The sequence below is a fragment of the Oceanimonas sp. AH20CE76 genome (assembly GCF_039654065.1).
Taxonomy (GTDB): Bacteria; Pseudomonadota; Gammaproteobacteria; order Enterobacterales; family Aeromonadaceae; genus Oceanimonas; species Oceanimonas smirnovii.
In genome coordinates, this window is sequence record NZ_CP155481.1 from 2792842 (window position 1) to 2816872 (window position 24031).

Annotated in this window: 24 protein-coding genes and 2 tRNA genes; 10 read left to right on the forward strand and 16 right to left on the reverse strand. The window is 55.6% G+C overall.

Features of this window, described 5'->3' with window-relative positions:
• Positions 1-26 precede the first annotated feature (26 nt).
• Positions 27-2723, forward strand: a complete 2697-nt coding sequence (gene barA, locus N2M06_RS13700) for a two-component sensor histidine kinase BarA (protein ID WP_317074261.1) — start codon at positions 27-29, stop codon at positions 2721-2723.
• Positions 2724-2765: 42 nt separating this feature from the next.
• Here the strand turns inward: barA and N2M06_RS13705 are convergent, their stop codons facing one another.
• From N2M06_RS13705 to rpoE, 11 genes are all read right to left on the reverse strand, one after another.
• Positions 2766-4175 carry an IS4 family transposase gene (locus N2M06_RS13705; protein WP_346351059.1) on the reverse strand — a complete coding sequence of 470 codons (1410 nt, stop codon included), beginning with the start codon at positions 4173-4175 and terminating at the stop codon, positions 2766-2768.
• A gap of 269 nt (positions 4176-4444) precedes the next feature.
• Positions 4445-5182 (reverse strand): pyridoxine 5'-phosphate synthase, encoded by a 738-nt coding sequence (gene pdxJ / locus N2M06_RS13710; protein WP_019934949.1) that lies wholly within the window; start codon positions 5180-5182, stop codon positions 4445-4447.
• Entirely contained in the window at positions 5175-5882 is a 708-nt protein-coding gene (recO, locus tag N2M06_RS13715; RefSeq protein WP_317074210.1) for a DNA repair protein RecO, read from the reverse strand. Before recO ends, pdxJ begins: the two co-directional genes overlap by 8 nt.
• A gap of 2 nt (positions 5883-5884) precedes the next feature.
• Positions 5885-6790 (reverse strand): GTPase Era, encoded by a 906-nt coding sequence (gene era, locus N2M06_RS13720; RefSeq protein ID WP_019934951.1) that lies wholly within the window; start codon positions 6788-6790, stop codon positions 5885-5887.
• Positions 6787-7455, reverse strand: a complete 669-nt coding sequence (gene rnc / locus N2M06_RS13725; RefSeq protein WP_019934952.1) for a ribonuclease III — start codon at positions 7453-7455, stop codon at positions 6787-6789. The genes era and rnc overlap by 4 nt, the downstream gene beginning before the upstream one ends.
• Positions 7455-8369 carry a signal peptidase I gene (gene lepB / locus N2M06_RS13730; protein WP_346351060.1) on the reverse strand — a complete coding sequence of 305 codons (915 nt, stop codon included), beginning with the start codon at positions 8367-8369 and terminating at the stop codon, positions 7455-7457. Before lepB ends, rnc begins: the two co-directional genes overlap by 1 nt.
• A gap of 2 nt (positions 8370-8371) precedes the next feature.
• Positions 8372-10168 carry a translation elongation factor 4 gene (lepA, locus tag N2M06_RS13735; protein WP_346351061.1) on the reverse strand — a complete coding sequence of 599 codons (1797 nt, stop codon included), beginning with the start codon at positions 10166-10168 and terminating at the stop codon, positions 8372-8374.
• 96 nt (positions 10169-10264) lie between these two features.
• Complete coding sequence (locus N2M06_RS13740; protein WP_019934955.1) at positions 10265-10711, reverse strand: SoxR reducing system RseC family protein; 447 nt, start codon at positions 10709-10711, stop codon at positions 10265-10267.
• Positions 10708-11688 (reverse strand): MucB/RseB C-terminal domain-containing protein, encoded by a 981-nt coding sequence (locus N2M06_RS13745; RefSeq protein ID WP_317074238.1) that lies wholly within the window; start codon positions 11686-11688, stop codon positions 10708-10710. Before N2M06_RS13745 ends, N2M06_RS13740 begins: the two co-directional genes overlap by 4 nt.
• Before the next feature lie 14 nt (positions 11689-11702).
• Positions 11703-12260 (reverse strand): RseA family anti-sigma factor, encoded by a 558-nt coding sequence (locus tag N2M06_RS13750; protein ID WP_019934957.1) that lies wholly within the window; start codon positions 12258-12260, stop codon positions 11703-11705.
• A gap of 12 nt (positions 12261-12272) precedes the next feature.
• On the reverse strand, positions 12273-12851 hold the full coding sequence (gene rpoE, locus N2M06_RS13755; protein WP_019934958.1) for an RNA polymerase sigma factor RpoE: 579 nt from the start codon (positions 12849-12851) through the stop codon (positions 12273-12275).
• 182 nt (positions 12852-13033) lie between these two features.
• Here rpoE and nadB point away from each other — a divergent pair, with 182 nt between their 5' ends.
• Entirely contained in the window at positions 13034-14656 is a 1623-nt protein-coding gene (nadB, locus tag N2M06_RS13760; RefSeq protein ID WP_019934959.1) for an L-aspartate oxidase, read from the forward strand.
• Here the strand turns inward: nadB and N2M06_RS13765 are convergent.
• Together N2M06_RS13765 and N2M06_RS13770 are read right to left on the reverse strand one after the other, a co-directional pair.
• Entirely contained in the window at positions 14647-15030 is a 384-nt protein-coding gene (locus tag N2M06_RS13765; protein WP_346351062.1) for a protein YgfX, read from the reverse strand. The genes nadB and N2M06_RS13765 overlap by 10 nt on opposite strands.
• A complete protein-coding gene (locus N2M06_RS13770; RefSeq protein ID WP_019934961.1) occupies positions 14999-15262 on the reverse strand; it encodes a succinate dehydrogenase assembly factor 2 in 264 nt (87 codons plus the stop codon). The genes N2M06_RS13765 and N2M06_RS13770 overlap by 32 nt, the downstream gene beginning before the upstream one ends.
• A gap of 112 nt (positions 15263-15374) precedes the next feature.
• Here N2M06_RS13770 and N2M06_RS13775 point away from each other — a divergent pair, with 112 nt between their 5' ends.
• Positions 15375-16283 (forward strand): folate-binding Fe/S cluster repair protein, encoded by a 909-nt coding sequence (locus tag N2M06_RS13775; protein ID WP_346352185.1) that lies wholly within the window; start codon positions 15375-15377, stop codon positions 16281-16283.
• Here N2M06_RS13775 and N2M06_RS13780 read toward each other — a convergent pair.
• Positions 16268-17155, reverse strand: a complete 888-nt coding sequence (locus tag N2M06_RS13780; protein WP_019934963.1) for a LysR family transcriptional regulator — start codon at positions 17153-17155, stop codon at positions 16268-16270. The two genes, N2M06_RS13775 and N2M06_RS13780, sit on opposite strands and share 16 nt — an antisense overlap.
• Positions 17156-17246: 91 nt before the next feature.
• Between N2M06_RS13780 and N2M06_RS13785 the strand changes: the two genes are divergently transcribed.
• The gene (locus tag N2M06_RS13785) at positions 17247-17678 is read left to right on the forward strand and encodes a PACE efflux transporter (protein WP_019934964.1); all 432 of its coding nucleotides are present in this window, start codon (positions 17247-17249) and stop codon (positions 17676-17678) included.
• 42 nt (positions 17679-17720) lie between these two features.
• Here N2M06_RS13785 and N2M06_RS13790 read toward each other — a convergent pair whose 3' ends face one another.
• Entirely contained in the window at positions 17721-18992 is a 1272-nt protein-coding gene (locus N2M06_RS13790; protein ID WP_019934965.1) for a dicarboxylate/amino acid:cation symporter, read from the reverse strand.
• A 317-nt stretch (positions 18993-19309) separates the two neighbouring features.
• Between N2M06_RS13790 and N2M06_RS13795 the strand changes: the two genes are divergently transcribed.
• On the forward strand, positions 19310-20497 hold the full coding sequence (locus tag N2M06_RS13795) for a M24 family metallopeptidase (protein ID WP_346351063.1): 1188 nt from the start codon (positions 19310-19312) through the stop codon (positions 20495-20497).
• Between the two features lie 22 nt (positions 20498-20519).
• Complete coding sequence (locus tag N2M06_RS13800; protein WP_019934967.1) at positions 20520-20984, forward strand: Lrp/AsnC family transcriptional regulator; 465 nt, start codon at positions 20520-20522, stop codon at positions 20982-20984.
• 25 nt (positions 20985-21009) lie between these two features.
• Here the strand turns inward: N2M06_RS13800 and N2M06_RS13805 are convergent, their stop codons facing one another.
• The gene (locus tag N2M06_RS13805; protein WP_346351064.1) at positions 21010-22188 is read right to left on the reverse strand and encodes a PLP-dependent aminotransferase family protein; all 1179 of its coding nucleotides are present in this window, start codon (positions 22186-22188) and stop codon (positions 21010-21012) included.
• A gap of 147 nt (positions 22189-22335) precedes the next feature.
• On the opposite strand from N2M06_RS13805, the gene mutY reads away from it, so the two are divergent.
• The 4 genes from mutY (at position 22336) to N2M06_RS13825 (ending at position 23953) form a co-directional block, all read left to right on the forward strand.
• A complete protein-coding gene (gene mutY / locus N2M06_RS13810) occupies positions 22336-23403 on the forward strand; it encodes an A/G-specific adenine glycosylase (protein ID WP_346352186.1) in 1068 nt (355 codons plus the stop codon).
• A complete protein-coding gene (locus N2M06_RS13815) occupies positions 23400-23675 on the forward strand; it encodes an oxidative damage protection protein (protein WP_317074216.1) in 276 nt (91 codons plus the stop codon). The genes mutY and N2M06_RS13815 overlap by 4 nt, the downstream gene beginning before the upstream one ends.
• Before the next feature lie 94 nt (positions 23676-23769).
• Positions 23770-23845, forward strand: a tRNA-Phe gene (locus tag N2M06_RS13820).
• 32 nt (positions 23846-23877) lie between these two features.
• Positions 23878-23953 (forward strand) — tRNA-Phe (locus tag N2M06_RS13825).
• The last annotated feature ends 78 nt before the right edge of the window (positions 23954-24031 follow it).

The window sequence follows — 24031 nt, forward strand, 5'->3', positions numbered from 1 at the left end:
CGCATATTCTCCCACATAAGCCGATTATGACCAAATATGGCCTGCGAGCCCGGGTACTGGCCTTTACCATTATTCCCACCCTGATTATCGGCATTTTGCTGGCGGGGTACTTTTCCGTAAACCGCTATCAGCAGCTGGAAGATGCCCTGATCCAGGAAGGGGTCAACGTGATTGAGCCGCTGGCGCTGGCCAGTGAACTGGCCCTGACGGCTCGCAACCGCGAGGCACTCAACCGGCTGCTCAGCAATATTCACCGTAATAATACGCCCCTGGTGACGTCCATCGCGCTGTTTGATGCCGACGGCAAATTGCTGGTTACCTCCAATTACCATAAAGACTATAAATTATTGCGGCTGCCGGACGGCATGGTGATTCCCTCCACCACCAATGTGGACAGCCGTGAAGACGGTATTATTTTACGCACTCCGGTGCTGACCGACGCCACCCGCGCCGACGCTCTGTGGGACGAATCAGCCACTCACCCTCTGGGCTATGTAGCCATGCAGCTGACCGATGATTCAGCCATGCTGCTGCATTATCGCGATACCTTTTTTGCCGGCCTGATCGTACTGCTGGGTGTGTGTGTCAGCGCCCTGTTCGGCGTACGGTTGATCAAGGGGGTGTCTCAGCCTATTACCGACATGGTAAGTGCGGTATACAAAATTCGGGAAGGCCGGCTCGATACCCGGGTCAGCGGCGAGTTTACCGGTGAGCTGGAAATGCTCAAAAACGGCATCAACGCCATGGCCAAGTCGCTGTCGGAATATCATGATGAAATGCAGCAAAACATTGATCAGGCCACGTCAGATCTGCGCGAAACCCTGGAGCAGATAGAAATACAGAACATAGAGCTGGATATGGCCAAAAAGCGGGCTCAGGAAGCGGCCCGGGTTAAAACCGAGTTTCTGGCCAACATGTCCCACGAGCTGCGCACGCCGCTGAACGGCGTGATCGGCTTTGCCCGCCAGCTGCAAAAAACCAAACTCACCGCCAGTCAGCTCGATTACCTCAAGACCATAGAGCGCTCCGCGCAAAACCTGCTTGGCATCATTAATGACATTCTTGATTTTTCCAAGCTGGAAGCAGGCAAGCTGAAAATGGAGCAAATTCCGTTTTCTCTGCGTGACACGCTGCAGGAAGTCATGGTGCTGCTGGCACCCAGTGCTCATGACAAGGGGCTGGAGTTGTCTTTGCGCATTGATGCCGCTGTGCACGACAGCCTGGTGGGTGATCCGCTCAGGCTGCAGCAGGTGCTCAACAACCTGGTGGGCAACGCCATTAAATTTACCGAGCAGGGTAACGTGGATATTCGCGTAGACGCCCGCCCCGCTGGCCAGCCCGAGCGCACCGGCCTGTGCATTCATGTACAGGATACCGGCATCGGCATTTCCGACAACCAGCGCCGCCAGCTGTTTCAGGCGTTTAATCAGGCCGACTCCAGTATTTCCCGCCGCTATGGCGGTACCGGCCTTGGACTGGTAATTACCCAAAAGCTGGTACATCAAATGGCCGGTGACATCGAGCTGTATTCCGAGCCCGGCACCGGCTCGGTATTCAGCTTTACCCTGGAGCTGAATAAAGCTGCCCTGCCTCTGGCAGAGCCTTTGCCGCTGGCGGAGCTGGCAGGCAAGACGGTGCTATATCAGGAAGAAGACGGCTTCAGTCGCCGGGCCACCAGTGCCCTGCTGCGGGAATGGGATATGCAGGTATTGTATGAGCCTGATGCTGATCAGCCCATTGATATCGCCCTGCTGGGCTTTGGACCTCATGCTCTGCCCAGCCAGATGGAGCAGGAGCTGAAGCGCCAGCTGGCTTTTGAAAATCAGACCGTTATTTTGCTGAGCTCTACCGATCCAACCTTGAGCGACTCCTTGCTGGCCGCCGGTGCCAGCCACTGCCTGAGCAAACCGGCGCACTATCAGAAACTGGCCCATGCTCTTGCCGGACCACGCAGCCAGAATGAGGAGCCGTCGGTCCCCATTGCCCTGCCTCCGCCCGCCAGCAAGCAACCACTGCGAGTGCTGGCAGTAGACGACAACCCGGCCAACCTCAAACTTATCAGTGCCATGCTGGGTGAGCTGGTCAGCCAGGTGGATACCGGCCGCAATGGCCAGGATGCACTCAATCTGGCCACGGCCAATCACTACGATATTATTTTTATGGATATTCAGATGCCGGTGCTTGACGGTATTCAGGCCACGCAGGAAATTCGCCGTCAGGGCGGACTCAATGCCACCACCCCCATAGTGGCGGTCACTGCTCATGCCATTGCCGGCGAGCGTGACCGGCTTATGGGTCAGGGCATGGATGATTATCTGGCCAAGCCGATTGACGAAGCTATTCTTGCACGCATTATCAGCCATTGTGCCCGCCAGCCCAAAACGACCGGGCTTATCGACTGGACTCAGGCCCTGCAAAGAGCAGGTGAGCGGGAAACACTGGCTAAAGAAATGCTGAGCTTGCTGCTGCAGAGTCTGGATGAGTTTTCACCTGTGCTGAGTGCGGCTCTGGCCGGTGAGTTAAGTAGTGAAACACTCTACGGACCGCTGCACAAGCTGCACGGCGGTACCCTTTATTGCGGTGTGCCTCAGCTGCAGTCATTGCTGGCCGGGCTGGAACAGGCTCTGCTCGACAAGCAACCGCTCGATCATCTGGAGCCGGAATTACTGGAGCTGGAAGAGCGGATTGAGCAGGTGCGGGAAGAAGCGAAAGCTTTCTTATAAAAGCAGCAGCCGTAAGCTGTCAGCTATAAGCCTGTCTCTTAGTCACAAGTCGAGTCCATGGAACAACTCATAGGACTCGACGTAATTCATCAGGGTGAACCAGCCACTCCACAGCGCTTTCGTTCCTACCCGACCATTCCTGGCGGTGTTATGCCAGCGGCCAAGTCGGGCCAGAGCGTAATAGGCCCAGTACAGCGAAGGGGGATGTGTCGGGAAGGCTGCCTTCTTCTCTGTCTTACGCCAGAGCAATCGCCATGCAATCGAGGGCAGCAGGCATTCGCAGCTCACCGCTTTTGCATCTTCCCGATTCTGCGCCACTTCTTTCAACTGCATCAAGCGAACGGCGATGAACGCTTTCACCACCGCTATCCGGCGCAGGTTTTCCCGAGTCTGCATGCGCACGTCTTCCACCTTGGTGCCTTCGGATTTCCACACCCGATGGAACTCCTCAATTCGCCAGCGTAGCTCATAAAAACGGACAATACGCAGGGCGGCTGCGGCATCAGGCAGCGGCTCTGATGTATACAGGATCCACTGCAATGGGTCTTTCCTGTCCTGATCGACTTCCTGACAGTACACCACGTTCAACGTCAGGGTTTTCTCCGCGTTGGCGCGTTGTGGCTTTTTGATGGTCAGCTGGGTATAGCTCAAGGCTACATGGGCGGTTCGGGCCGGTCGTCCACCTCGCTGAGCCACATAGACCTGGTAACACGCCACGGGCTTCAGTGCCTGCAGCACATCATGCAGTTTGCCTGTCGAGGTCTCGTCGTCGAGGACATTACGGTTATCGGAGGCGCGCACCACAAAGCGATGTTGATGCTGCTGCTGGTAAGCGAGATATTCATAGATATCAGCCTCCCGGTCACACACATCGATGATATGGCTCATGTCATTAACTCGGCCGGCCAGTGTTTCCATACCGCGTTGCCATTTATAGCTTTCTTTTTTAGTCCGTTCACGACACTGCAGCTGATGACCTTTTCCGGTTTGTTTCTGCTCACGGTGCCAGTAATACTGGTTAGCCAACCCAATCACGCACTCATTATCGGCATCCAGCATCAGCGTGGAATGGGCATAGAGGGTTCTGCCTTTGGCTGAGGCTTTCTTGTTACTGGCGGAGTTGACCTCGCCCAGCTCCTCACGCACCGCATGCTTGTAGCTGAGTCCGGTGGTGTCCTGTAACGCCAGCACCAGCGGGCGCACTGAGGCAATGGCAAGGGTACGTTCAAACCCGGCGTCAGCAATGGTGTCCGGTGAAATCACCTCGTTGCGAATAAAACGGTATGCCCCTTCAATGCTGGCAGGATCGACCGCAGCCTCGGCAACAGAGCCGTCAGCGCGTGCCGCCATGTCTGCCGCCATCTTGGTCAGTCTTCTGGTTCGACGGGGGTCACCCAGCCTGGCATTTCCGAAAATCAATGTTGCCCACTGGGTTGGATCGGCTTCAAACATGGCACGCTCTTTGAGTCAAAATGCCATTAGATCATAGTGATAGGGCGTTTGAGAATAACATTAGGTGGAAAAGGTTGGCCGTAGTGCACTACGGCCAACCTTTTATTTTCAATTGATGTCAAGAAAAACTTGTGACTAAGAGACAGGCTATAAGCCGTAAGAGGTGTTGCCTGGCGGGTACCGAGTGTTCCTGAACAAGGCGCCTACAAAAAACCCGGATACCTGATGGTCCGGGTTTTTCTTACCGCTGACAGCTTACGGCTTACAGCTCAAATGCCCTGGCGGGCTTCGCGCAGCAGGCGCTTCATGTCGCGCACTGCCTTTTCCAGACCGTCAAAGGCGGCCCGGGCAATAATGGCGTGGCCGATATTCAGCTCCAGCATTTCCGGAATGGCGGCAATGGGCTTGACGTTGTGGTAATGCAGGCCGTGGCCGCCGTTCACCTTAAGGCCGGCGTCATGGGCATAGGAAGCTGATGCCGCGATACGCTTGAGCTCGGCCAGCTGTTCGGCCTCGTCGGCAGCATCAGCGTAACGCCCGGTATGTATTTCTATATAGGGTGCGCCAGTGGCGACGGCCGCATCTATCTGAGCCCGGTCGGCATCAATAAACAAAGACACCTTAATGCCCGCAGCTTGCAGCCGGGCCACCGCCTCAGTGATTTTTTCCGGCTGACCAGCCACATCCAGACCGCCCTCTGTGGTGACCTCTTCCCGCTTTTCCGGTACCAGGCACACAAAAGCCGGCTTGATGCGACAGGCAATATCAATCATCTCGTCGGTCACCGCCATTTCCAGGTTCATTCTGGTTTCAATGGTCTGTGCCAGAATCTCGACATCACGATCGATGATATGGCGGCGGTCTTCCCGCAGGTGCACGGTAATACCGTCAGCACCGGCCTGCTCGGCAATGGCGGCGGCATGTACCGGATCAGGATAACTGGTGCCCCGGGCGTTACGCAGCGTGGCAATATGGTCAATATTCACACCCAAATACAGTTCACTCACTGGAATTTCCTCTCTTTCCTTTGATAAACAGGGCCCGGCTTTTCAGCACTCGTCCTTCCAGATAAGGGGCCAGCGCGGTGCGGCTGAAGCGTTTGGCAGCGTTCAGCACCTCCGGCGACTCCAGCCTGAGTTCGGCCAAATCATATAACCAGTCACCCCGGTAGGCACCGGGCTCGGCCTTGCTCAGCGCCACGAAACCGGCTTCCGGCCGGTAAGCATACCAGCCCGAGGCTGAAACCGCTGCTCCCGTCTCGGCATCCTGAGTAAAATCCACGCCATAACCGAGCACACTCAGCATATAAAACTCAAAATGGCGCAAACAGGGCTCAAGGACACTGCCGACCGTCAGCTTTTGCAGAGTTTCCACATAAACATCAAACACCTCATCAAAGGGAGTTTGTACTTCAAGCAGGTAGTAAATGAGTTCGTTCAGATAAAGACCACTGTACAGCGCCGGTCCTGCCAGCCGAATGGCCGGTGCCGTGGCTTCGGCACTGTAGAGGGTTTTCAGATCGCCCTTGCCGCCAAAGGTAAGACGCAAGGGGACAAAGGGCTGCAGCAGCCCTTTTAACGGTGAGCGGGGCTGACGGCTGCCCCGGGCCACCAGACTCTGCCGCCCCTGCTCACGGGTGAACACTTCCACCAGCTGGCTGGTTTCCCGGTAGGGGCGGCTGTGAATAACAAAGGCGGCATGCGCCATGATCAGTCGTCGCCGTAACCCAGGCTGCGCAAGGCGCGCTCGTCATCGGCCCAGCCGGATTTAACCTTGACCCACAGCTCCAGATACACCTTTTGCTCCAGCAGCCGCTCCAGATCGAGCCGGGCTTCGGTGCCTATGGTACGCAGTTTTTCGCCCTTGTTACCGATGACCATACGCTTCTGGCCGCTGCGCTCTACCAGGATCAGACCATTAATATGCACCACGCCCTTTTCATCCACCTGATAGCGCTCGATCTCTACAGTAATCGAATAAGGCAGCTCGTCACCGGTAAAGCGCATCAGCTTTTCACGAATGATTTCCGCCGCCATAAAGCGGGAAGAGCGATCGGTGATGTAGTCTTCCGGAAAATAATGCAGAGAAGGCTTAAGCCGGGACCGGGCCAATTTGGCGATGGTGTCTACATTGGTGCCCTTTTCTGCTGAAATCGGCACTATGTCGGCAAAGTCCATTTGCTGGGCCAGCCACTGCATGTGCGGCAGCAGGGCTTCCTTGCTGTCGACGTTGTCGATTTTATTGATGGCCAGCACCACAGGACAGCTCATGCGCCGCAGTTTGTTCAGCACCATGTCGTCATCTTTGGTCCACTGGGTGCCGTCCACCACAAAGACCACCATTTCCACATCGCCCAGTGAGCTGGTGGCAGCCCGGTTCATCAACCGGTTAATGGCGCGCTTTTCTTCAATATGCAGCCCGGGGGTATCCACATAAACAACCTGATAGTCGCCGTCTGTGTCTATGCCCATGATGCGGTGGCGGGTAGTCTGCGGCTTTTTCGAGGTAATGCTGACCTTCTGCCCCAGCAGCCGGTTCAACAGGGTGGATTTGCCCACGTTGGGACGGCCGACAATGGCCACAAAGCCGCAATAGGTTTGCTGTTGTTCTGTCATAACAAGGTTTCCAGGGCCTGCTCGGCCGCCGCCTGCTCTGCCTTGCGGCGGCTGGTTCCAATACCCACCACAGGGTCGGCCAGGCCATCCACCACACAGTGCACGGTAAATTTCTGATTATGGGCTTCGCCTATGACATTTACTACTTCATAAGTCGGCAATGGCTTGCGCTTGCCCTGCAGCAGCTCCTGCAGCCGCGTTTTGGGATCTTTCTGCTCCACGCCGGGCTGAATATCGTTCAGCCGGCGGTCGTACCAGCTCAGCAGCAGCTGAGTAACGCTGTCGATGCCGCTGTCGAGATAAACCGCACCAATCAGCGCCTCCACCGCATCGGCCAGAATCGACTCACGGCGATAACCGCCGCTTTTCAGCTCTCCGGGACCAAGAATAAGGTATTCGCCCAGCTCAAAAGCCCGCGCCAGCTCGGCCAGGGTTTTTTCCCGCACCAGGGTGGCGCGCATGCGTGACATGTCGCCTTCATTGACCTTGGGAAAGCGATGAAACAGGGCATCGGCAATCACCATGCTGAGAATGGAATCGCCCAGAAACTCCAGCCGCTCATTGTGGCGGGAGCCGGCGCTGCGGTGAGTCAGCGCCCTTACCAGCAGAGCCTCGTCATTAAAGGTATGGCCCAGCTTGTTTTGCAGATTGTTCAGTTTTTTCATTAATGAATTGCGCCTATTCGGCTGAAACGCACATCACTGGGCACCCAGGCGGGCAGCCAGCTGTCGGCGTTGCGTTCAAACTCAAAGCTTATCCAGATAGCAACCGCCTTACCCACCAGATTGCCTTCGGGTACAAAGCCCCAGAACCGGCTGTCGGTGCTGTTGTCTCTGTTATCACCCAGAGCAAAATAGTGCCCTTCCGGTACTATCCACTCGTTTATCGCTGTACCAGGCTGGCGATAATACATGGATACTCTGTCCGGCAGCAGCGGGTTTTGCAGGGTGTCATGCGGCCGCTCTGTCAGGTTTTCCTGATAACGGGCCAGCGGAATTCCCATTTGGGTAAACTCACCACTTTGCTTAAATGTAAGCGGCACCGGTTCATAGCCGGGACAGTCGTTACCGTTACAGGCAGGCTTGATATAGAGTTGCTTGTCACGATAAACGATATGGTCACCGGGCAGCCCCACAATGCGCTTGATGTAATCAATGCGGGGATTTTCCGGATATTTAAACACCGCAATATCGCCCCGCTCCGGCTTGCCGGTGGGAATAAGTGTGGTGTTACTGAGCGGCTCTTTCAGTCCGTAGGAAAACTTCTCCACCAGAATGAAATCCCCCACCAGCAGAGTGGGCATCATGGAGCCGGAGGGGATCTGAAACGGCTCATAAATAAAAGATCGCAGTACCAGCACTGCCGCAATCACCGGAAAAATTGACCTGGCCTGTTCGATCCAGCCCGGGGCCGCGGCGGCTTTGGCCAGCGCGGCCGCGTCCACCTTGTTGCCGTGGCTCTGTTGCGCCTCGGCCAGCTCGCGCCCCCGTCGGGGCGCCCAGATCCACTTGTCACAGGCCCAGATAATGCCGGTGACCAGGGTCACCAGCACCAGGATCAGGGCAAAGGTACTTGCCATGGTTACTTGTCCTTACCTACGTGCAGAATGGCGAGGAAGGCATCCTGCGGAATATCAACCCGGCCCAGCGACTTCATGCGCTTCTTGCCTTCTTTCTGCTTGGCCAGCAGTTTCTTTTTACGGCTGACGTCGCCGCCATAACACTTGGCAGTCACGTCTTTGCGCAGCGCTTTCACGGTGCTGCGGGCGATAATCTGGTTGCCGATGGCCGCCTGAATGGCGATATCAAACATCTGCCGCGGAATAAGCTCACGCATTTTTTCCACCAGCTGACGGCCGCGGAACTGGGCATTTTCCTTGTGGGTAATAATGGCCAGCGCATCCACCCGATCGCCGTTAATCATGATATCGAGGCGCACCATGTCTGCCGCTTCAAAGCGCTTGAAACCATAATCCAGCGAGGCATAGCCACGGCTGGTGGACTTGAGCCGGTCAAAGAAGTCGAGCACCACTTCCGCCATGGGAATATCGTACGTCAGTGCCACCTGGTTACCGTGGTAAACCATGTTGGTCTGCACACCGCGTTTTTCGATACACAAAGTAATGACGTTACCCAGGTATTCCTGCGGCACCAGAATATTACACTCGGCAATGGGCTCGTGAATTTCGTCAATGCTGGTGATGGCCGGCAGCTGAGACGGGCTGTCGATATAGATAACATCACCGTCGGTCTTGACCACTTCGTACACTACCGTGGGTGCCGTGGTGATCAAATCCAGATCGTATTCCCGCTCCAGCCGTTCCTGAATAATTTCCATGTGCAGCATGCCCAGGAAACCACAGCGGAAGCCAAAGCCAAGGGCGTTGGAGGTTTCCGGCTCATAAAACAATGAAGCGTCGTTCAGCGCCAGCTTGTCGAGGGCATCGCGGAAGGTTTCATAGTCATCACTGGAAATCGGGAACAGGCCGGCATAAACCTGCGGCTTCACTTTCTGAAAGCCCGGCAGCGCCTTCTCGGCCCCGTGTTTGGCATGGGTCAGGGTGTCACCCACGGGCGCACCGTGAATGTCCTTGATGCCGCATACCACCCAGCCTACTTCGCCACAGTTAAGGCCGTCAGTGTCTTTTTGCTTGGGCGTAAAGATACCGATGCGATCCACACCCCACACCTGGCCGGTGCTCATTACCTTGATCTTGTCGTTCTTTTTCAGATTGCCGTGCTTGATGCGCACCAGTGACACTACCCCCAGATAAGGGTCGAACCAGGAGTCAATGATCAGTGCCTGCAGCGGCCCCTCGGGCTCTCCTTCCGGAGACGGAATTTTCTGTACTATGGTTTCCAGCACCTGATCCACACCCAGACCGGTTTTGGCGGAGCAGCGTACGGCATCAAGGGCATCGATGCCGACAATATCCTCAATTTCTTCCGCCACCCGCTCCGGCTCGGCCTGAGGCAGGTCAATCTTGTTCAGTACCGGCACCACTTCCAGATTCATGTCGAGGGCGGTATAACAGTTGGCCAGAGTCTGTGCCTCAACCCCCTGACCGGCATCCACTACCAGCAGCGCCCCTTCACAGGCGGCCAGTGAGCGGGATACCTCATAGGAGAAGTCCACGTGTCCGGGGGTATCAATAAAATTCAGCTGATACTGATTACCGTCCTGTGCCTGGTAGTTCAGGGTCACACTCTGGGCCTTGATGGTAATGCCGCGCTCACGCTCCAGATCCATGGAGTCGAGTACCTGCTGCTGCATTTCCCTGTCGGTCAGGCCACCGCACACCTGGATCAGGCGATCGGACAGGGTAGATTTGCCGTGGTCGATGTGAGCGATGACGGAGAAATTACGAATATGCTTCATGATGCGATAAGGCGTCCGTAGTCAATGGCGACAATAAAGGGCGGATTCTACCGGATTAGCGGCACAGTGACCAATCCTTAGTCGGCTTCAGGGCAACTAATCCGCTGCCCTGACCGTTGGTATCAGGGTATCCAGTATCACCGGCTGATCATCACCACTGCGCCGGCGTGCCAGCCATGAAGCCAGCCAGAAACCCATGCCGCCGCCGGCTGCCGCGCCCAGGATGGAGCCGCTGTCGGCGGCTCCGGCCAGCCCCGCCAGCAGGCCGCCGGCCAGCATAAACACCAGTGGCAACAAATAGACCAGCAGTGCGCCGGTAATCAGGCTGTGCTCGGGTATACCGATACGCACCTGCTGACCGGGCTGAAGCGTGAGTCCGGTGGCAATCACAAAGCGATGATCACGCCCCGGCAGGGCTTTGGATACCAGGCCGGTGCCGCATGTGCTGTTTTGCCGGCACTGACCACAGGCCGACTTACTGAAGCAGCTGACTTCCACGCCATTTGGGTGTACTGCCACTACTGTGGCTATTTCTTCAATCATGGCGTGCTGTTATTGACTGAACGGGGTGCTACCGACTCGGCAATACGCCTGGCCGTCTCTGCCGGTACGTCTCCGACCACTGTCACTTCCATGCGGGCCGGATTGACCAGGCTGACCAGGTGAGTTGCCCCCTGGCGTACCAGCTGCTGGCGCGGTTCATTCTGTGAAGATTCAGCCACATACACGGAAACATCCACTATACCGTTTGAAGCCATCAGATATTCCACCGGTTGCTCAGTCAGTGGCAGACGATGACGATTTTGCCTGTGTATCTTAAACCCTTCCGGCAGCCAGCCCGCCTGCCAGGATGCAGCCTTTGGCTCAGGTGCATGGCCTTCAGCCAAAGGCATGGCCGGTGGCAATTTCACTGTCTGCAATTCTTTTAACAAGGGGGCCGGCTTATCACTGAGCACCAGCGCCACCCCCATGCTCTGAGCCACCAGAGCCGCGTCTTCATCCAGCGTATCCAGGCGCAGAAGCAGCCCGGTTTGCTGATCCAGCCAAAGCACATAACCGTAGTAGTGCTCGGTTTTTGGCAAAAGCCGTACCAGATTGGCGGTGCGTCCCAGCACACGGTTGCGACCGGCAATCACGGCTTCATACTGATCCAGCAGTTGTTCCAGCGGCAGCTGCTGCACACGCGTGAACAGTCCCGGTAACCGGGAGTCTTTCAGGGTATAACCCTCGGGACCATAATCAAAAAAACTGGTTTCAGCGTCTCGCTGCACAAACTCTCTGGGGCGGCCATTAAGGTGAAGCAGGTGTGTCAGCGCCTGACCGTCGAGATGTCCGCGGGTCAGGCGCTTGGGCTCCGGAGGACCAATACCGGAATCAATGAGAGTAAGCTCAAAATTAAGCTGCTGATAAGCCTGCTGCATGGTACGCAACAAAGCCTCGGGGTCAGCGTCGGTTGCCGCTCTGACCGGAGCAATGGTCACTAAAAGCAGGGTCAGTGTTGCACCCAGTTTGCGTATCATCAAAAACCACTACCTCAGTGCTGATGCAGTCGCTGCTGCAATTCATGATCCATCAAGAGGGCGTTGATACGTTGCTCCTGCTCCAGACGCTGCTGTTCGGTATGGCGCTGCTGCTGCTCATTCTGGTAATTCAGACTCACCGGGGAGGCTCCGCCACTCATGGGCAGCGTGTTGAGCACTGGTGACTGAGCCGCATCGGGCTGGCTGTATTGCTGCACACCAAATATCACTGCCGCCGATACGGAGGCCGCAATGGCAAACTGGCCCGCATGACGAAGTACCGGCTTGATACGGCTCAGACCAAACACAGGGCGAACCACCTTGTTATGGTGCTCAGCCTGTTCGGTGCCGCTGCCCGGTGTCCGGATTTCCTCCTGCTCAATCGCAGCTGCAATACTGTCGCTCAGATCAAAGGGCAATTGCTTGGGCAACTCGTTACGCAGCGCATCGCCATACAGGTGATAACGGCCAAAGGTATCAGCCAGCTCCCTGTTGCCAGCAACGTCCTCCAGTAACACCCTGTCCTGAATTTCTCCGTCTACCAGTGCCGATATTTGCTCTTTGTTAGCCATATCACTTCCCCGTTAACTCCGAAGCAAGGGGTTGACCCGCTTGTCTATTGCTTCCCGCGCCCGAAAAATACGAGAGCGCACCGTGCCCACCGGGCATTCCATGACACTCGCTATATCTTCGTAGCTCATCCCTTCCAGCTCTCGCAAGGTAATTGCCGTTTTAAGGTCATCTGGCAGGCTGTCTATGGTGTCATATACAGCCCGGCGAATTTCCTCTGTCAGCATCAGGCGCTCCGGTGAAGCCTGCTCCTTGAGCGCCTCACCGCCGCCATAATACTCGGCATCTTCAACGTCCACATCGGCACCCGGAGGTCGCCGACGCTGTGTTACCAGATGATTTTTGGCGGTATTTACCGCAATACGGTACAGCCAGGTAAAAAAGGCACTGTCACCGCGAAAACCGGGTAATGCCCGGTAGGCCTTGATAAATGCCTCCTGGGTTACGTCAGGCACATCTCCGGGATTGGACACATACCGCGACACCAGGTTCGCCACTTTATACTGATATTTTTTTACCAGCAGGTTAAATGCATTTTTATCGCCACGCTGTACCCGCTCGATCAATTGCTGATCAGTCAAATGTTCGCTCATACGAGCCGTGTAACCTCCGATTTTTCCGGTGCTCGACCACCAGCCCGTCACAAGCGTACCTTACATGGACTGTCGTTATGGGAAAAAGTTCTGAAGACATTTCAAAAAGCCAAATACGGCTGCGCATAAAGCGCACATGCGATAATATGCAAAGACTCTCCATTTCGAGCCAATGATACTTTATGAAGGATCCCGTTGAATACCTCTGCGACGTACTCATCATTGGCAGCGGTGCCGCCGGCCTGTCTCTGGCATTAAAGCTGGCTGACCATGCTCAGGTACATGTGCTGTGCAAAGGACCGCTGGCCGAAGGTGCTACTCTCTATGCCCAGGGCGGTATCGCCGCTGTTTTTGATAAAACCGACAGTGTTGAATCTCACGTTACCGATACCCTGATAGCCGGTGCCGGCCTGTGCGACAAGCAAGTGGTGGAGTTCACTGCCCGTAATGCACCCGACGCCATTCAGTGGCTGATTGGCCAGGGCGTACCCTTTGATACCGAAGAACTGGAACAGGGCAAGGCCAGCTATCACCTCACCCGGGAAGGCGGCCACAGCCACAGACGCATTTTTCATGCTGCCGATGCGACCGGCAAGGCAGTACAGACCACACTGATAGAGCAGGTGCAGCGCCATCCCAATATTCATGTGCTGGAGCGGGTCAATGCCCTTGATCTGATCACCAGTGCCCGTTTGGGGTTACCCGGCAACCGGGTGCTGGGTGCTTATGTATGGAACCGCAATAAGGAGCGGGTGGAAACGGTGCGTGCCCGCTTTGTGGCCATGGCCACCGGCGGTGCTTCAAAAGTCTATCAGTACACCTCAAATCCGGACGTCAGCTCCGGTGACGGCATTGCCATGGCCTGGCGGGCAGGTTGTCGGGTGGCAAATATGGAGTTCAATCAGTTTCATCCCACCAGCCTGTTTCATCCGGACGACAGCAACTTTCTGCTGACCGAGGCCCTGCGCGGTGAAGGCGCGCACCTGCTGCGCCCGGACGGCAGCCGCTTTATGCCTGATTTTGATGAGCGCGGCGAACTGGCGCCCCGGGACATAGTGGCCAGAGCCATCGATCATGAGATGAAGCGCCTGGGTGCCGACTGCATGTATCTGGACATCAGTCACAAACCGGCAGACTTTATCGTGCAGCACTTTCCCACTATTTATGAGCGCTGCCTCAAGGTGGGCATTGATATCACCAAGCAGCCCATGCCGGTAGTGCCTGCCGCTCATTACACCTGTGGCGGTGTTATGGTCGACAGTCATGGCCGCACCGACATCGATGGCCTTTATGCCATTGGCGAAGTGTCTTACACCGGCCTGCACGGTGCCAACCGCATGGCCTCCAACTCGCTGCTGGAGTGCATCGTGTTTGCCCGTGCTGCCGGTGAGCATATGCTGGCAAGCCTTGCCACGACTCCCGAGCCGCCCATGCTGCCGCTATGGGATGAAAGCCAGGTCACCAACTCGGATGAAGAAGTGGTTATTCACCATAACTGGCACGAGTTGCGACTGTTTATGTGGGACTATGTGGGCATAGTACGCTCCAACAAACGTCTGGAGCGGGCCAAGCGTCGCATTGAGTTGCTACAACAGGAAATTCAGGAATATTACGCCAACTTTCGGGTCAGTAATAATCTGCTTGAGCTGCGCAATCTGGTGCAGGTAGCAGAGCTGATTGTGCTGTCGGCCATGGAACGCAAAGAGTCACGCGGACTGCATTACACCCTGGACTACCCCGGCCAGCTCGATAATCCGGCTCCGACGGTACTCAGCCCGGCCAACTATCGCCCGCGTCAGCCCTGATAAAACAGCTGCCGTGCCAGACGCCGGTAAACTGCATCGGGCACGGCATCCTGAAATATCCACAAGGGCGGCCAGGGATCTTGCTGTAATATCAGCAGCAAAAAGCCGGGACCGGCCCGGCTGATGCGCGACAGCTCACCACGGCGGCCGTCGAGAGTAATAATACCGGCATTAAACTCACCCCGTGGCCGGTAGTGCCGGGCGCGCTGCCACATTATGATTACCGCCAGTAACCACACAGGCGCAAACCAGAGCAGCCGGTCGGTACTCAACAGCAGCGAAGCCGGAAGCCACAGGCACAGCGCCAGCCCCAGCAAATAAAGCCGGAGCAGCCATGACGGCTCAGCGTTGATTACGAATCTGGTTGCGCTCAAGAATGTAACTCACCATGGCCTGCAGCGCTGCATCCTGTGAACGCTCATGCCCCATAAACCAGGCGAACAAGTCCGGATCATCACATTCCAGTAACCGGCAGAAGGTAGCCTTCTGAGTTTCGTCAAGAGCGTCGTACTCGTGCTCCACAAAGGGGCCCAGAATCACGTCCAGCTCCAGCATGCCGCGGCGGCATGCCCAGACAAGGCGGGGTTTTTCAGAGGTTGTGAGCATGTCGGCTTCCATCTAGCAAAACAAAGCTTATGTTATAAGGTCGAATGAATACTGACAAATAACTTGGCCGTCTTTACCATGAGGGTCACACTTTAAGAATGAAACAGAGGGTATTCCCGTGTTTACCATCCCTTCCTCCCCCAAACTTTATCCCCTGACCGACAGAGCCGTGATCAGTCTGACCGGCGAAGAGCGGGTCAAATATCTGCAGGGCCAGGTAACCTGCGACGTGACCTCACTGGCAGAAGGCGATGCCTGCGCCGGCGGCCATTGTGACAGCAAAGGCAAACTGTGGGCCTCTTTCTGGCTGGCCAACCAGGGCGAACAGCTGCTGCTGGTGCTGAACAGCTCGCTGGTAGCGCGTCAGCTGCCGGAGCTGAAAAAGTTTGCGGTATTTGCCAAAACCGATATTGAAGACGCCAGTGCGCAATGGCAAGTATTTGGCCTGGCCGGTGAAGGCCTGTCACACTGGCTGAGCCACGAAGCAGGTGACGGTAATCTGTGGCAGGGTGGTGTCATTATTCCGGTAGCCGCCGAGCATGCCCTGCTGGTGCTGCCCAAAGACGCCACGCTTCCCGACTTGCCCACAGGCGAAGAGCAGGAGTGGCAAGGGCTGATGATCCAGGCCGGTCTGCCGGATATGAGCGCCGAGCATCAGGGCGACTATATACCTCAGATGCTCAACCTGCAGGCGATTGGCGGCATCAGTTTTACCAAAGGCTGTTATATGGGGCAGGAAACCGTTGCCAGAGCCAAATATCGCGGAGCCAATAAGAAAGCCATGTTTATTCTGCAGGGCACGGCTACCGCTCAGGTGACGGTTAATCAGGATCTGGAACTGCAGCTGGGGGAAAACTGGCGGCGCGCCGGTACTGTGCTCAGTGTATGCCAGCAGCATGATCAGTGTGTGCTGACCTCTGTGCTGAATAAGGAGCTGGATGCCGGCACCGTGCTGCGTTTCAAGGATCAGCCCGACAGCCGGCTGCAGCTGCTGCCCCTGCCCTATCAGCTGGAAGACTGAGCCGCCCCCACTGCCGCGGCCTTTAACCAGGCGGCGGCCTTTCCCAGAGGTCGCTGCTTGTGCCACACCAGCTCCAGTGCCACGGGCCAGTCCTGATCGTCAAACTCCAGCGCCGGCGACACCAGACGGCCTCTGGCCAGGGCGTCCGCTACTACGTGTTCCGGTACAAAAGCCCAGCCCAGATTACGCTCGACCAGCTCAACAATAACCCACTGACTTTCCACCCACCATACATCAGCGGCCACCCGCAGGCGGACTTTTTCTTCACTGTCGTTACGGGTAGCCACCATTAACTGACGATAACGCTTCAGCTCTTCCCAGCCGACCTGCTGGCCGGCCAGGGCATGGGCAGGCGCACACACCAGCTTGAGCGGCACTCGTCCCAGGGCATGAAAATTCAGGGCCGATGGCAGAATTTCCTGTCGCCACATAATACCCAGATCGGCACGCTCCTCCAGTACCAGCCGGCTTACATCCTCCATTAACGGAAACAACAGCTCCAGCTCCACTGACGGAAAGCGCCGGGCAAATTCATCCATCAGGGCACCCAGCTGCTCCGACGGATAAAGCTCATCTACCGCCAGCACCAGCCGAGTTTCCACCCCTTCTCCCAGGCTTTTGGCCACGCCGCGAAAATGTTCACAACGCTCAAGAATGATTCTGGCTTCCGCCAGCAATCGCTCCCCTGCCGGCGTTAACTGCGGGTAGCGGCCTGAACGCACAAACAGCGTGTTATCCAGATCAATCTCCAGGTTAGCCACGGCTGTGCTTACTACCGACTGAGCCTTGCCCAGACGACGGGCCGCCGCCGAGAAAGAGCCGGTATCAACCGTAGCTACAAAAGCATGCAGCTGTTCAATGGAAAAGCTCATCTATCTTTTAATCCGATACTTACTAACTTTTTAACCAAACAATAGCAGATAGAATGTCATGGTCTGCAACACATTTTCTGAAGGAGTTTTTATGCGTACCACCAAAGATCGGATTCGACATGCCCTTGGCTTTGAGATTATCGGTCTGCTGATTTTTGCCCCTCTCGCCAGTCTGGTATTCCATTACGATTTGTTTGAGCTGGGATTAATGGCACTGGTGGGGTCTGTAATTGCCACCGTCTGGAACTACTTCTACAACATTCTGTTTGATCACGGCATGCTGAAACTGCGGGGAGACGTACGCAAAACGACTCCTGTTCGCGTACTCCATGCCATACTGTTTGAGGGCGGTCTGCTGTTGCTGTTTTTGCCGATGATTGCCTGGCACCTGAATATCAGCCTGTGGGATGCCTTTATCATGGACATTGCCATGTCCTGCTTTTATCTGACTTATACCTTTTTCTACAATCTGGCTTACGATCGGATTTTTCCGGTTCCCAATCCCACAGCACACAACTGCTGAAATAAAAAACCGCCTGTCGGCGGTTTTTTATTTTTCTGCTGGTTACTTGCTGCGAACCGGCTCGGTCACATCGTCATCGATGCTGTCCGGATTGCCTTCCATTCTGGCTACTATGGTGTTGACGGCAGTGTCACCCACCACATTGGAAGAGGTACAGAACATATCGTTAATGCGGTCTACTGCCATCACAATGGCCATGGCTTCCACCGGCAGGCCCATCTGATGCAGCAACACACCGGCCATGACTACAGCACCGCCGGGCACACCGCCCACACCCACCGACATCAGCAGCACGGTAATGCCCACGGTCAGCAGATCACCCATGGGAATGGGCGTACCGGAGATGTTGGCAGCGAAAAAGGCGGCCAGCGTAATGTAGATGGCCGAGCCCGACATATTGATGGTAGCCCCCAGGGGCACACCAAAACCGGCTACCGCCTTGGATACACCCAGCTTTTCGGTCAGGGTACGCATGGTCACCGGAATGGTGGCGTTGGAGCTGGCAGTAGACAGAGAGAACAGCAGCTGCTCTCGGGTAGCCTTGCGGAACACACCCGGCTTGATGCCGGTCGTCAGCCAGACCGCCAGCGGATATACCACCAAAATCCAGAACGCCAGCACCATCACCACCATGGCCACATAACCGGCTACCGACATCAGGGTGGCGGCTTCGAGGGTAGCACCAAGGCTTATCATCAGTGCAAACACACCATAAGGTGCCAGGGTCATGACCAGACCTACCAGCTTCATCATCACTTCATTGGCCATACGAAACGCACGGGCTGCCGGTGCCGCCGTAGCACCCAGGCCCTGAATGGCCAGGCCGGTAAGAATAGCCATAAAAATGATTTGCAGCATATCACCGGAAGCAAAGGCCTGGACCGGGTTGCTGGGCACTATGTTCACCAGCATGGCACCCAGATCCGGAGTTTCTGTGGTGGTCAGCTCAACGGCACCGCTGGCACCATGGGGCAAAGTGGCACCCAGGCCGGGCTGAAATATCACACCCACCAGAATGGCAGCGGCAATCGACAGCATGGTGTTGATAATATAGAGACCAAAGGTACGGCTGCCCAGCCGGCCAAAGCTGGCCACATCACGCAGTTCACAGATACCGGTCACAATCGAGATATAGACCAGCGGCACCACCATCAGCTTGATCAATGATACAAACATGCCGCCCAGGCCTTCAGCCAGGCCAACCAGCTCGTTATTGAGCAGAGAAACATCCGTAAACACATACTGAATTGCACTGCCGATCAGCAGACCGACAAAAAGCCCGGTAAAGATTCGGGCGGAAAGGGAGCCTTTCATTTCTACATCCTCAGAAAAAGCCAAAGTAATTATCTGCTATTTATTATTTTTGTAGATAAGTTAACCAGTCGTTCCGTAAGCGCCGAAATTTTACATTCAAAAAACACCACAGCAACCACAATGATCCACTTCTTCGGCCCTGACGTGATCAAGATCACAAAATAAATATTAAAATATCAAAAAAATGTAAACAATTTGCAGAATCAAGCTGTTTCAATGGTAACTGGTTGACACTGACGCCCTCGCTGACTGTACTGGGATGAGTCCTGAAGCCTGATCATCAGTGCTTCACCGTGCCATCATCACAGGGGCAGATCATGCATACACAGATCCCCAGTTTCTCCCGCGAGGAATATCAGCAGCGCCTGGCCAGAGTCAGAGCGGCCATGTACGAAAAAGATATTCAGACGCTTATCGTGCACGATCCGGCCAATATCGCCTGGATCACCGGCTATGACGGCTGGTCTTTCTATACACCTCAGGCTGCCATTGTGGGTATGAGTGGTGAACCCATATGGTTTGGCCGGCATATGGATGCCAACGGTGCCCGCCGCACCGTCTGGCTGCAGGAAGAGAATATTCTCTGGTATCCCGACTATTACGTGATGAACCCGCCGATGAATGCCATGGAATATCTGGCCAATCAATATCTCAAACCCCATGAGTGGACTTATGGCCGCATCGGTATAGAAATGGATAGTTACTACTTTACTCCGGCCGCCTGGCTGGCCCTGCGGGAAAACCTGCCCGACACCGAACTGGTGGATGCCACCGATATGGTGAACTGGTGCCGGGCAGTCAAGTCAGAAGCCGAACTCAGATATATGCGGATTGCGGCCCGCATTGTAGAGCGTATGCATGCCACCGCTCTGGAAATGATAGAGCCGGGCTTGCCCAAAAACCTGCTGGTCGCGGAAATTTACCGGGTTGCGATGGAAGGATATAACGGCCACTTTGGTGATTACCCCTCCATGGTCCCCATGCTGCCTTCAGGGCCTGATGCTTCGGCCCCTCATCTCACCTGGGATGACAGGCCCTTCTGCCGGGATCAGGGTACTTTTTTTGAGCTGGCGGGCTGCCATCGTCGCTATCATTGCGTGCTGTCGCGCACGATTTATCTGGGCCAGCCTACCGACAATTTCCTGCGCGCCGAAGAGGCCCTTAATGCCGGACTGGAAGCCGGTCTGGCAGCAGCACAGCCGGGTAACCGTTGTGCCGATATCGCCAATGCGCTGAACGCCACTCTGGCCAAATACGGCTTTGACCGGGAAGGAGCCCGCTGCGGTTATCCCATCGGTATGGGTTATCCGCCCGACTGGGGAGAGCGCAGCATGAGCCTGCGTAATACCGACTTTACTATTCTGGAGCCGGGCATGACTTTTCACTTTATGCCGGGCCTGTGGCAGGACGACTGGGGCATGGAAACAACCGAGAGTATCGTGATCACCAGTAACGGGGCCGAGACGCTGAGCAATTATCCGCGTCAGCTGTTTGTAAAAAAGTAATCACCAATAACAAGGCAACAAGATGCAACTGGATCGTTATGATATTCAGATCCTGCAAATTTTGCAGCAACAGGGCCGTATCACCAAGTCGGCCCTGGCTCAGGCCATCAATCTGTCGGTCAGTCCCTGCTGGGAGCGGGTAAAGCGGCTGGAACAGGCAGGTATTATTCGTGGCTATGGTGCCTTTATTGACTCAGGTCTGTTACAGGGGCGTACTGCTGTGCTGGTGGAAATCAGTCTGGGCAGGCACAGCGCCGACATAATGCGCCGTTTTGAATATACCATGGCAGAGTGTAAGCAGGTCACCGACTGCTACGCCACCGGGGGCGGTGTGGATTATGTGATCAAAATACTGTGTGATGATATCGACCAGTATCAGCGGCTGATCGACAGCTGGCTGGAGGCCAGTCTGGGCATAGAGCGCTACTACACCTACATAGTGACCAAAACCGTCAAGCAGTCTCCCCCTGCTCTGCCCACTATATAAAAAGAGGCCTTGCGGCCTCTTATGTTCACATCATTTCCCGAATCACCTTGCCGAACCGGCTGATACCTTCTTCTATGGTGGCGACGTCGGAGCCGGAATAACTGAAACGAGCAGTGTTAAGAATATCCGGGCGCACATAAAACGGCTGGCCGGGCACAAAAGCCACATTTTGCTTGATGGAAAGATTAAACAGCTCCATGGCGCTGATATGTTCGGGCAAACGTAACCACAGGAACATGCCGCCTTCCGGACGGGTAAAGTCCAGTCCGGGGCAATGACGCAGCAACGCCTGCTCCATGGCATTTTTTTGCTGGCCATAAACGGTGCGAATACGATCGATGTGAGCATCCAGGCAATTATCCTGCAGATAGCTGTACAGCACCTGCTGGGCAAAGCCGTTGGTGTGCAGATCGGAGGCCTGCTTGGCAATGGTAATCTTCTGGCGCAGCCAGTCTGGCACCAGCATCCAGCCAAGACGGAAGGACGGCACTACGACTTTGGAAAAAGAACCCAGCAGCACTACGTTTTCCGGTGCCAGCTTGGCAATGGGCGGCAGATGCTCGCCTTCAAAGCGCAGCTCACCATAGGGGTTGTCTTCTACCATCAGCACATTATGCTGCACCAGACGCTCGGCCACTGCCCTGCGTTTTTCCAGGCTGTAGCTCAGACCCGACGGATTCTGAAAGTTGGTTACCCCATACATCAGTCTGGCATGGTGCGGCTCGGCCAGCAGAGCGTCCAGCTCGTTCAGATCCGGGCCGTCATCATTCAGCGAAACTCCCTGAAACTCGGGCTGATACACAGACAGCGCCTGAATGGCCCCCAGATAGCCGGGCTCTTCAATAATCAGTTTGGCACCTTCGTCTACCAGCACCTTGCCAATCAGGTCCAGCGCCTGCTGAGAGCCGTTGGTGATCAGAATGTTATCAGGATTTACCGTCATGCCATGCTGAGTGCGGTAGCGCTCGGCAATATATTCACGCAACGGGCCGAAGCCTTCAGTGGCCGCATATTGCAATGCGCCATTGCTCTTGTCCTGCAGCACCTTGGCAGTCGCAACTTCCAGCGCTTCATTGGGAAAGAACGCCGGATTGGGCAGGCCACCGGCAAAGGAGATCACTTCCGGATTAACGGCAACTTTGAGTATTTCTCGAATAAAGGAAGGCTCTACCTTGGCAAAGCGCTTGGCAAAAAACGGCTGCATAGGGGTCTCTCTGAATTACCACGCGTGGCGGACGCCAACAAAACCTTTCTTTTGTATCAGAAATCACCGCAATAACAAACCATAAACAACAGATGCGTTGCGCCTGAATACGGCTTATGGTCGAATTCGGGCATGCCAAACAACAAGATGATCCCCGTGAGCAACCAATCTTTCGCCGAGCGCATTCTGGCCTGGCATGACGTGCATGGCCGCAAAACCCTGCCCTGGCAGCTGAATAAAACCCCCTACCGGGTCTGGGTGTCGGAAATCATGCTGCAGCAGACGCAGGTAACCACTGTTATTCCCTACTATCAGCGCTTTATGACGCGCTTTCCGGATGTGCTCAGCCTGGCCGATGCCGAACAGGATGAAGTGCTGCATCACTGGACCGGGCTGGGCTACTACGCCCGGGCACGCAACCTGCACAAAGCGGCTCAGGTTATTCGCGATCACTACAGCGGTCGTTTTCCTGAACGCTTTGAAGACGTACTGGGCCTGCCCGGCATAGGCCGCTCCACTGCCGGAGCCGTGCTGTCCTTATCGCTTGGCCAGCATCACGGCATTCTCGACGGCAATGTAAAACGGGTGCTCACCCGCTGGCTGGGCCAGAAAGGCTGGCCGGGTAAAAAAGAAGTGGAAAATACTCTCTGGGACAAAGTAGCAGTACTCACCCCAGCAGAAGGCGTGAGTCAGTATAACCAGGCCATGATGGACATGGGGGCCACCATCTGCACTCGCAGCAAGCCTGCCTGTGAACGCTGCCCGGTCAGCAACGACTGTGTTGCCCTTGCTCTGGGCACACCCACTGCCTTTCCCGAGTCCAAGCCCAAAAAAACGGTACAGCCGGAAAAACAAGCCTGTTTTGTGCTGCTGCAAAGCGGCGATCACCTGCTGCTGGTACAGCGTCCGCCCCAGGGGCTGTGGGGTGGACTTTACTGTTTTCCCGAGTTTGCTGACGAGCGCGAAATGCAGCGCTGGCTGAGCCGCTTTCCCGAAGCCGGCAAGCCCGAGCCTCTGCCCGGCTTTCGTCATACCTTCAGTCATTTCCATCTGGATATCAGCCCCTGGCGGGTACAAATACCGCGCATTCCCGCTGAGGTCATGGCGAGTGACCAGCGTCTTTGGTATAACTTGCACCAACCGGCACCGGTAGGCCTGGCGGCAGCAACCAAAAAGCTGCTTGCCTACCCGCAACTGCACAAGAGGATCCCATGAGCCGAACCATTTTTTGCCAGCGTTTGAACAAGGAAGCCGAAGGTCTGGACTTTCAGATGTATCCGGGTGAGCTCGGCAAACGTATTTACGACAATATCTCCAAAGAAGCCTGGGCTGAATGGCAGAAAAAACAGACCATGCTTATCAACGAGAAAAAACTGAACATGATGAACGCCGAGCACCGTCAGCTGCTGGAGCAGGAAATGGTGGCCTATCTGTTTGAAGGTGCCGACGTCAATATTGAGGGCTACACTCCCCCGTCTGCGAGTTAAACAGCCGCTTTGCTCAAGCCTTGAGCGAACGCACACAAGCAACAGAAAAAGCGGTTGACTTGCCAGGGGCGATCGATTTAAATGACGCCCCGTTGCCCAGATAGCTCAGTCGGTAGAGCAGGGGATTGAAAATCCCCGTGTCGGTGGTTCGATTCCGCCTCTGGGCACCATTTTCGGTGTCTTTTCAGTGTAAAAGCCCAACGCCCAGATAGCTCAGTCGGTAGAGCAGGGGATTGAAAATCCCCGTGTCGGTGGTTCGATTCCGCCTCTGGGCACCATCTTTAAAGCCTCGCGAAAGCGGGGCTTTTTTGTATCTGAAAATAGCTGATTCACTGATTCCATTCCTATCGGCATAC

Bases quoted from the DNA above. Each gene is read 5' to 3' on its own strand.
- N2M06_RS13795 (WP_346351063.1), top strand. From the start codon at position 19,310: ATGCATACACAGATCCCCAGTTTCTCCCGCGAGGAATATCAGCAGCGC.
- N2M06_RS13800 (WP_019934967.1), top strand. From the start codon at position 20,520: ATGCAACTGGATCGTTATGATATTCAGATCCTGCAAATTTTGCAGCAA.
- era (WP_019934951.1), bottom strand. From the start codon at position 6,790: ATGACAGAACAACAGCAAACCTATTGCGGCTTTGTGGCCATTGTCGGC.
- N2M06_RS13790 (WP_019934965.1), bottom strand. From the start codon at position 18,992: ATGAAAGGCTCCCTTTCCGCCCGAATCTTTACCGGGCTTTTTGTCGGT.
- mutY (WP_346352186.1), top strand. From the start codon at position 22,336: ATGATCCCCGTGAGCAACCAATCTTTCGCCGAGCGCATTCTGGCCTGG.
- N2M06_RS13805 (WP_346351064.1), bottom strand. From the start codon at position 22,188: ATGCAGCCGTTTTTTGCCAAGCGCTTTGCCAAGGTAGAGCCTTCCTTT.
- N2M06_RS13740 (WP_019934955.1), bottom strand. From the start codon at position 10,711: ATGATTGAAGAAATAGCCACAGTAGTGGCAGTACACCCAAATGGCGTG.
- N2M06_RS13745 (WP_317074238.1), bottom strand. From the start codon at position 11,688: ATGATACGCAAACTGGGTGCAACACTGACCCTGCTTTTAGTGACCATT.
- barA (WP_317074261.1), top strand. From the start codon at position 27: ATGACCAAATATGGCCTGCGAGCCCGGGTACTGGCCTTTACCATTATT.
- rpoE (WP_019934958.1), bottom strand. From the start codon at position 12,851: ATGAGCGAACATTTGACTGATCAGCAATTGATCGAGCGGGTACAGCGT.
- N2M06_RS13780 (WP_019934963.1), bottom strand. From the start codon at position 17,155: ATGAGCTTTTCCATTGAACAGCTGCATGCTTTTGTAGCTACGGTTGAT.
- N2M06_RS13770 (WP_019934961.1), bottom strand. From the start codon at position 15,262: ATGCTCACAACCTCTGAAAAACCCCGCCTTGTCTGGGCATGCCGCCGC.
- N2M06_RS13815 (WP_317074216.1), top strand. From the start codon at position 23,400: ATGAGCCGAACCATTTTTTGCCAGCGTTTGAACAAGGAAGCCGAAGGT.
- lepA (WP_346351061.1), bottom strand. From the start codon at position 10,168: ATGAAGCATATTCGTAATTTCTCCGTCATCGCTCACATCGACCACGGC.
- N2M06_RS13750 (WP_019934957.1), bottom strand. From the start codon at position 12,260: ATGGCTAACAAAGAGCAAATATCGGCACTGGTAGACGGAGAAATTCAG.
- rnc (WP_019934952.1), bottom strand. From the start codon at position 7,455: ATGAAAAAACTGAACAATCTGCAAAACAAGCTGGGCCATACCTTTAAT.
- N2M06_RS13785 (WP_019934964.1), top strand. From the start codon at position 17,247: ATGCGTACCACCAAAGATCGGATTCGACATGCCCTTGGCTTTGAGATT.
- recO (WP_317074210.1), bottom strand. From the start codon at position 5,882: ATGGCGCATGCCGCCTTTGTTATTCACAGCCGCCCCTACCGGGAAACC.
- N2M06_RS13705 (WP_346351059.1), bottom strand. From the start codon at position 4,175: ATGTTTGAAGCCGATCCAACCCAGTGGGCAACATTGATTTTCGGAAAT.
- lepB (WP_346351060.1), bottom strand. From the start codon at position 8,369: ATGGCAAGTACCTTTGCCCTGATCCTGGTGCTGGTGACCCTGGTCACC.
- nadB (WP_019934959.1), top strand. From the start codon at position 13,034: ATGAAGGATCCCGTTGAATACCTCTGCGACGTACTCATCATTGGCAGC.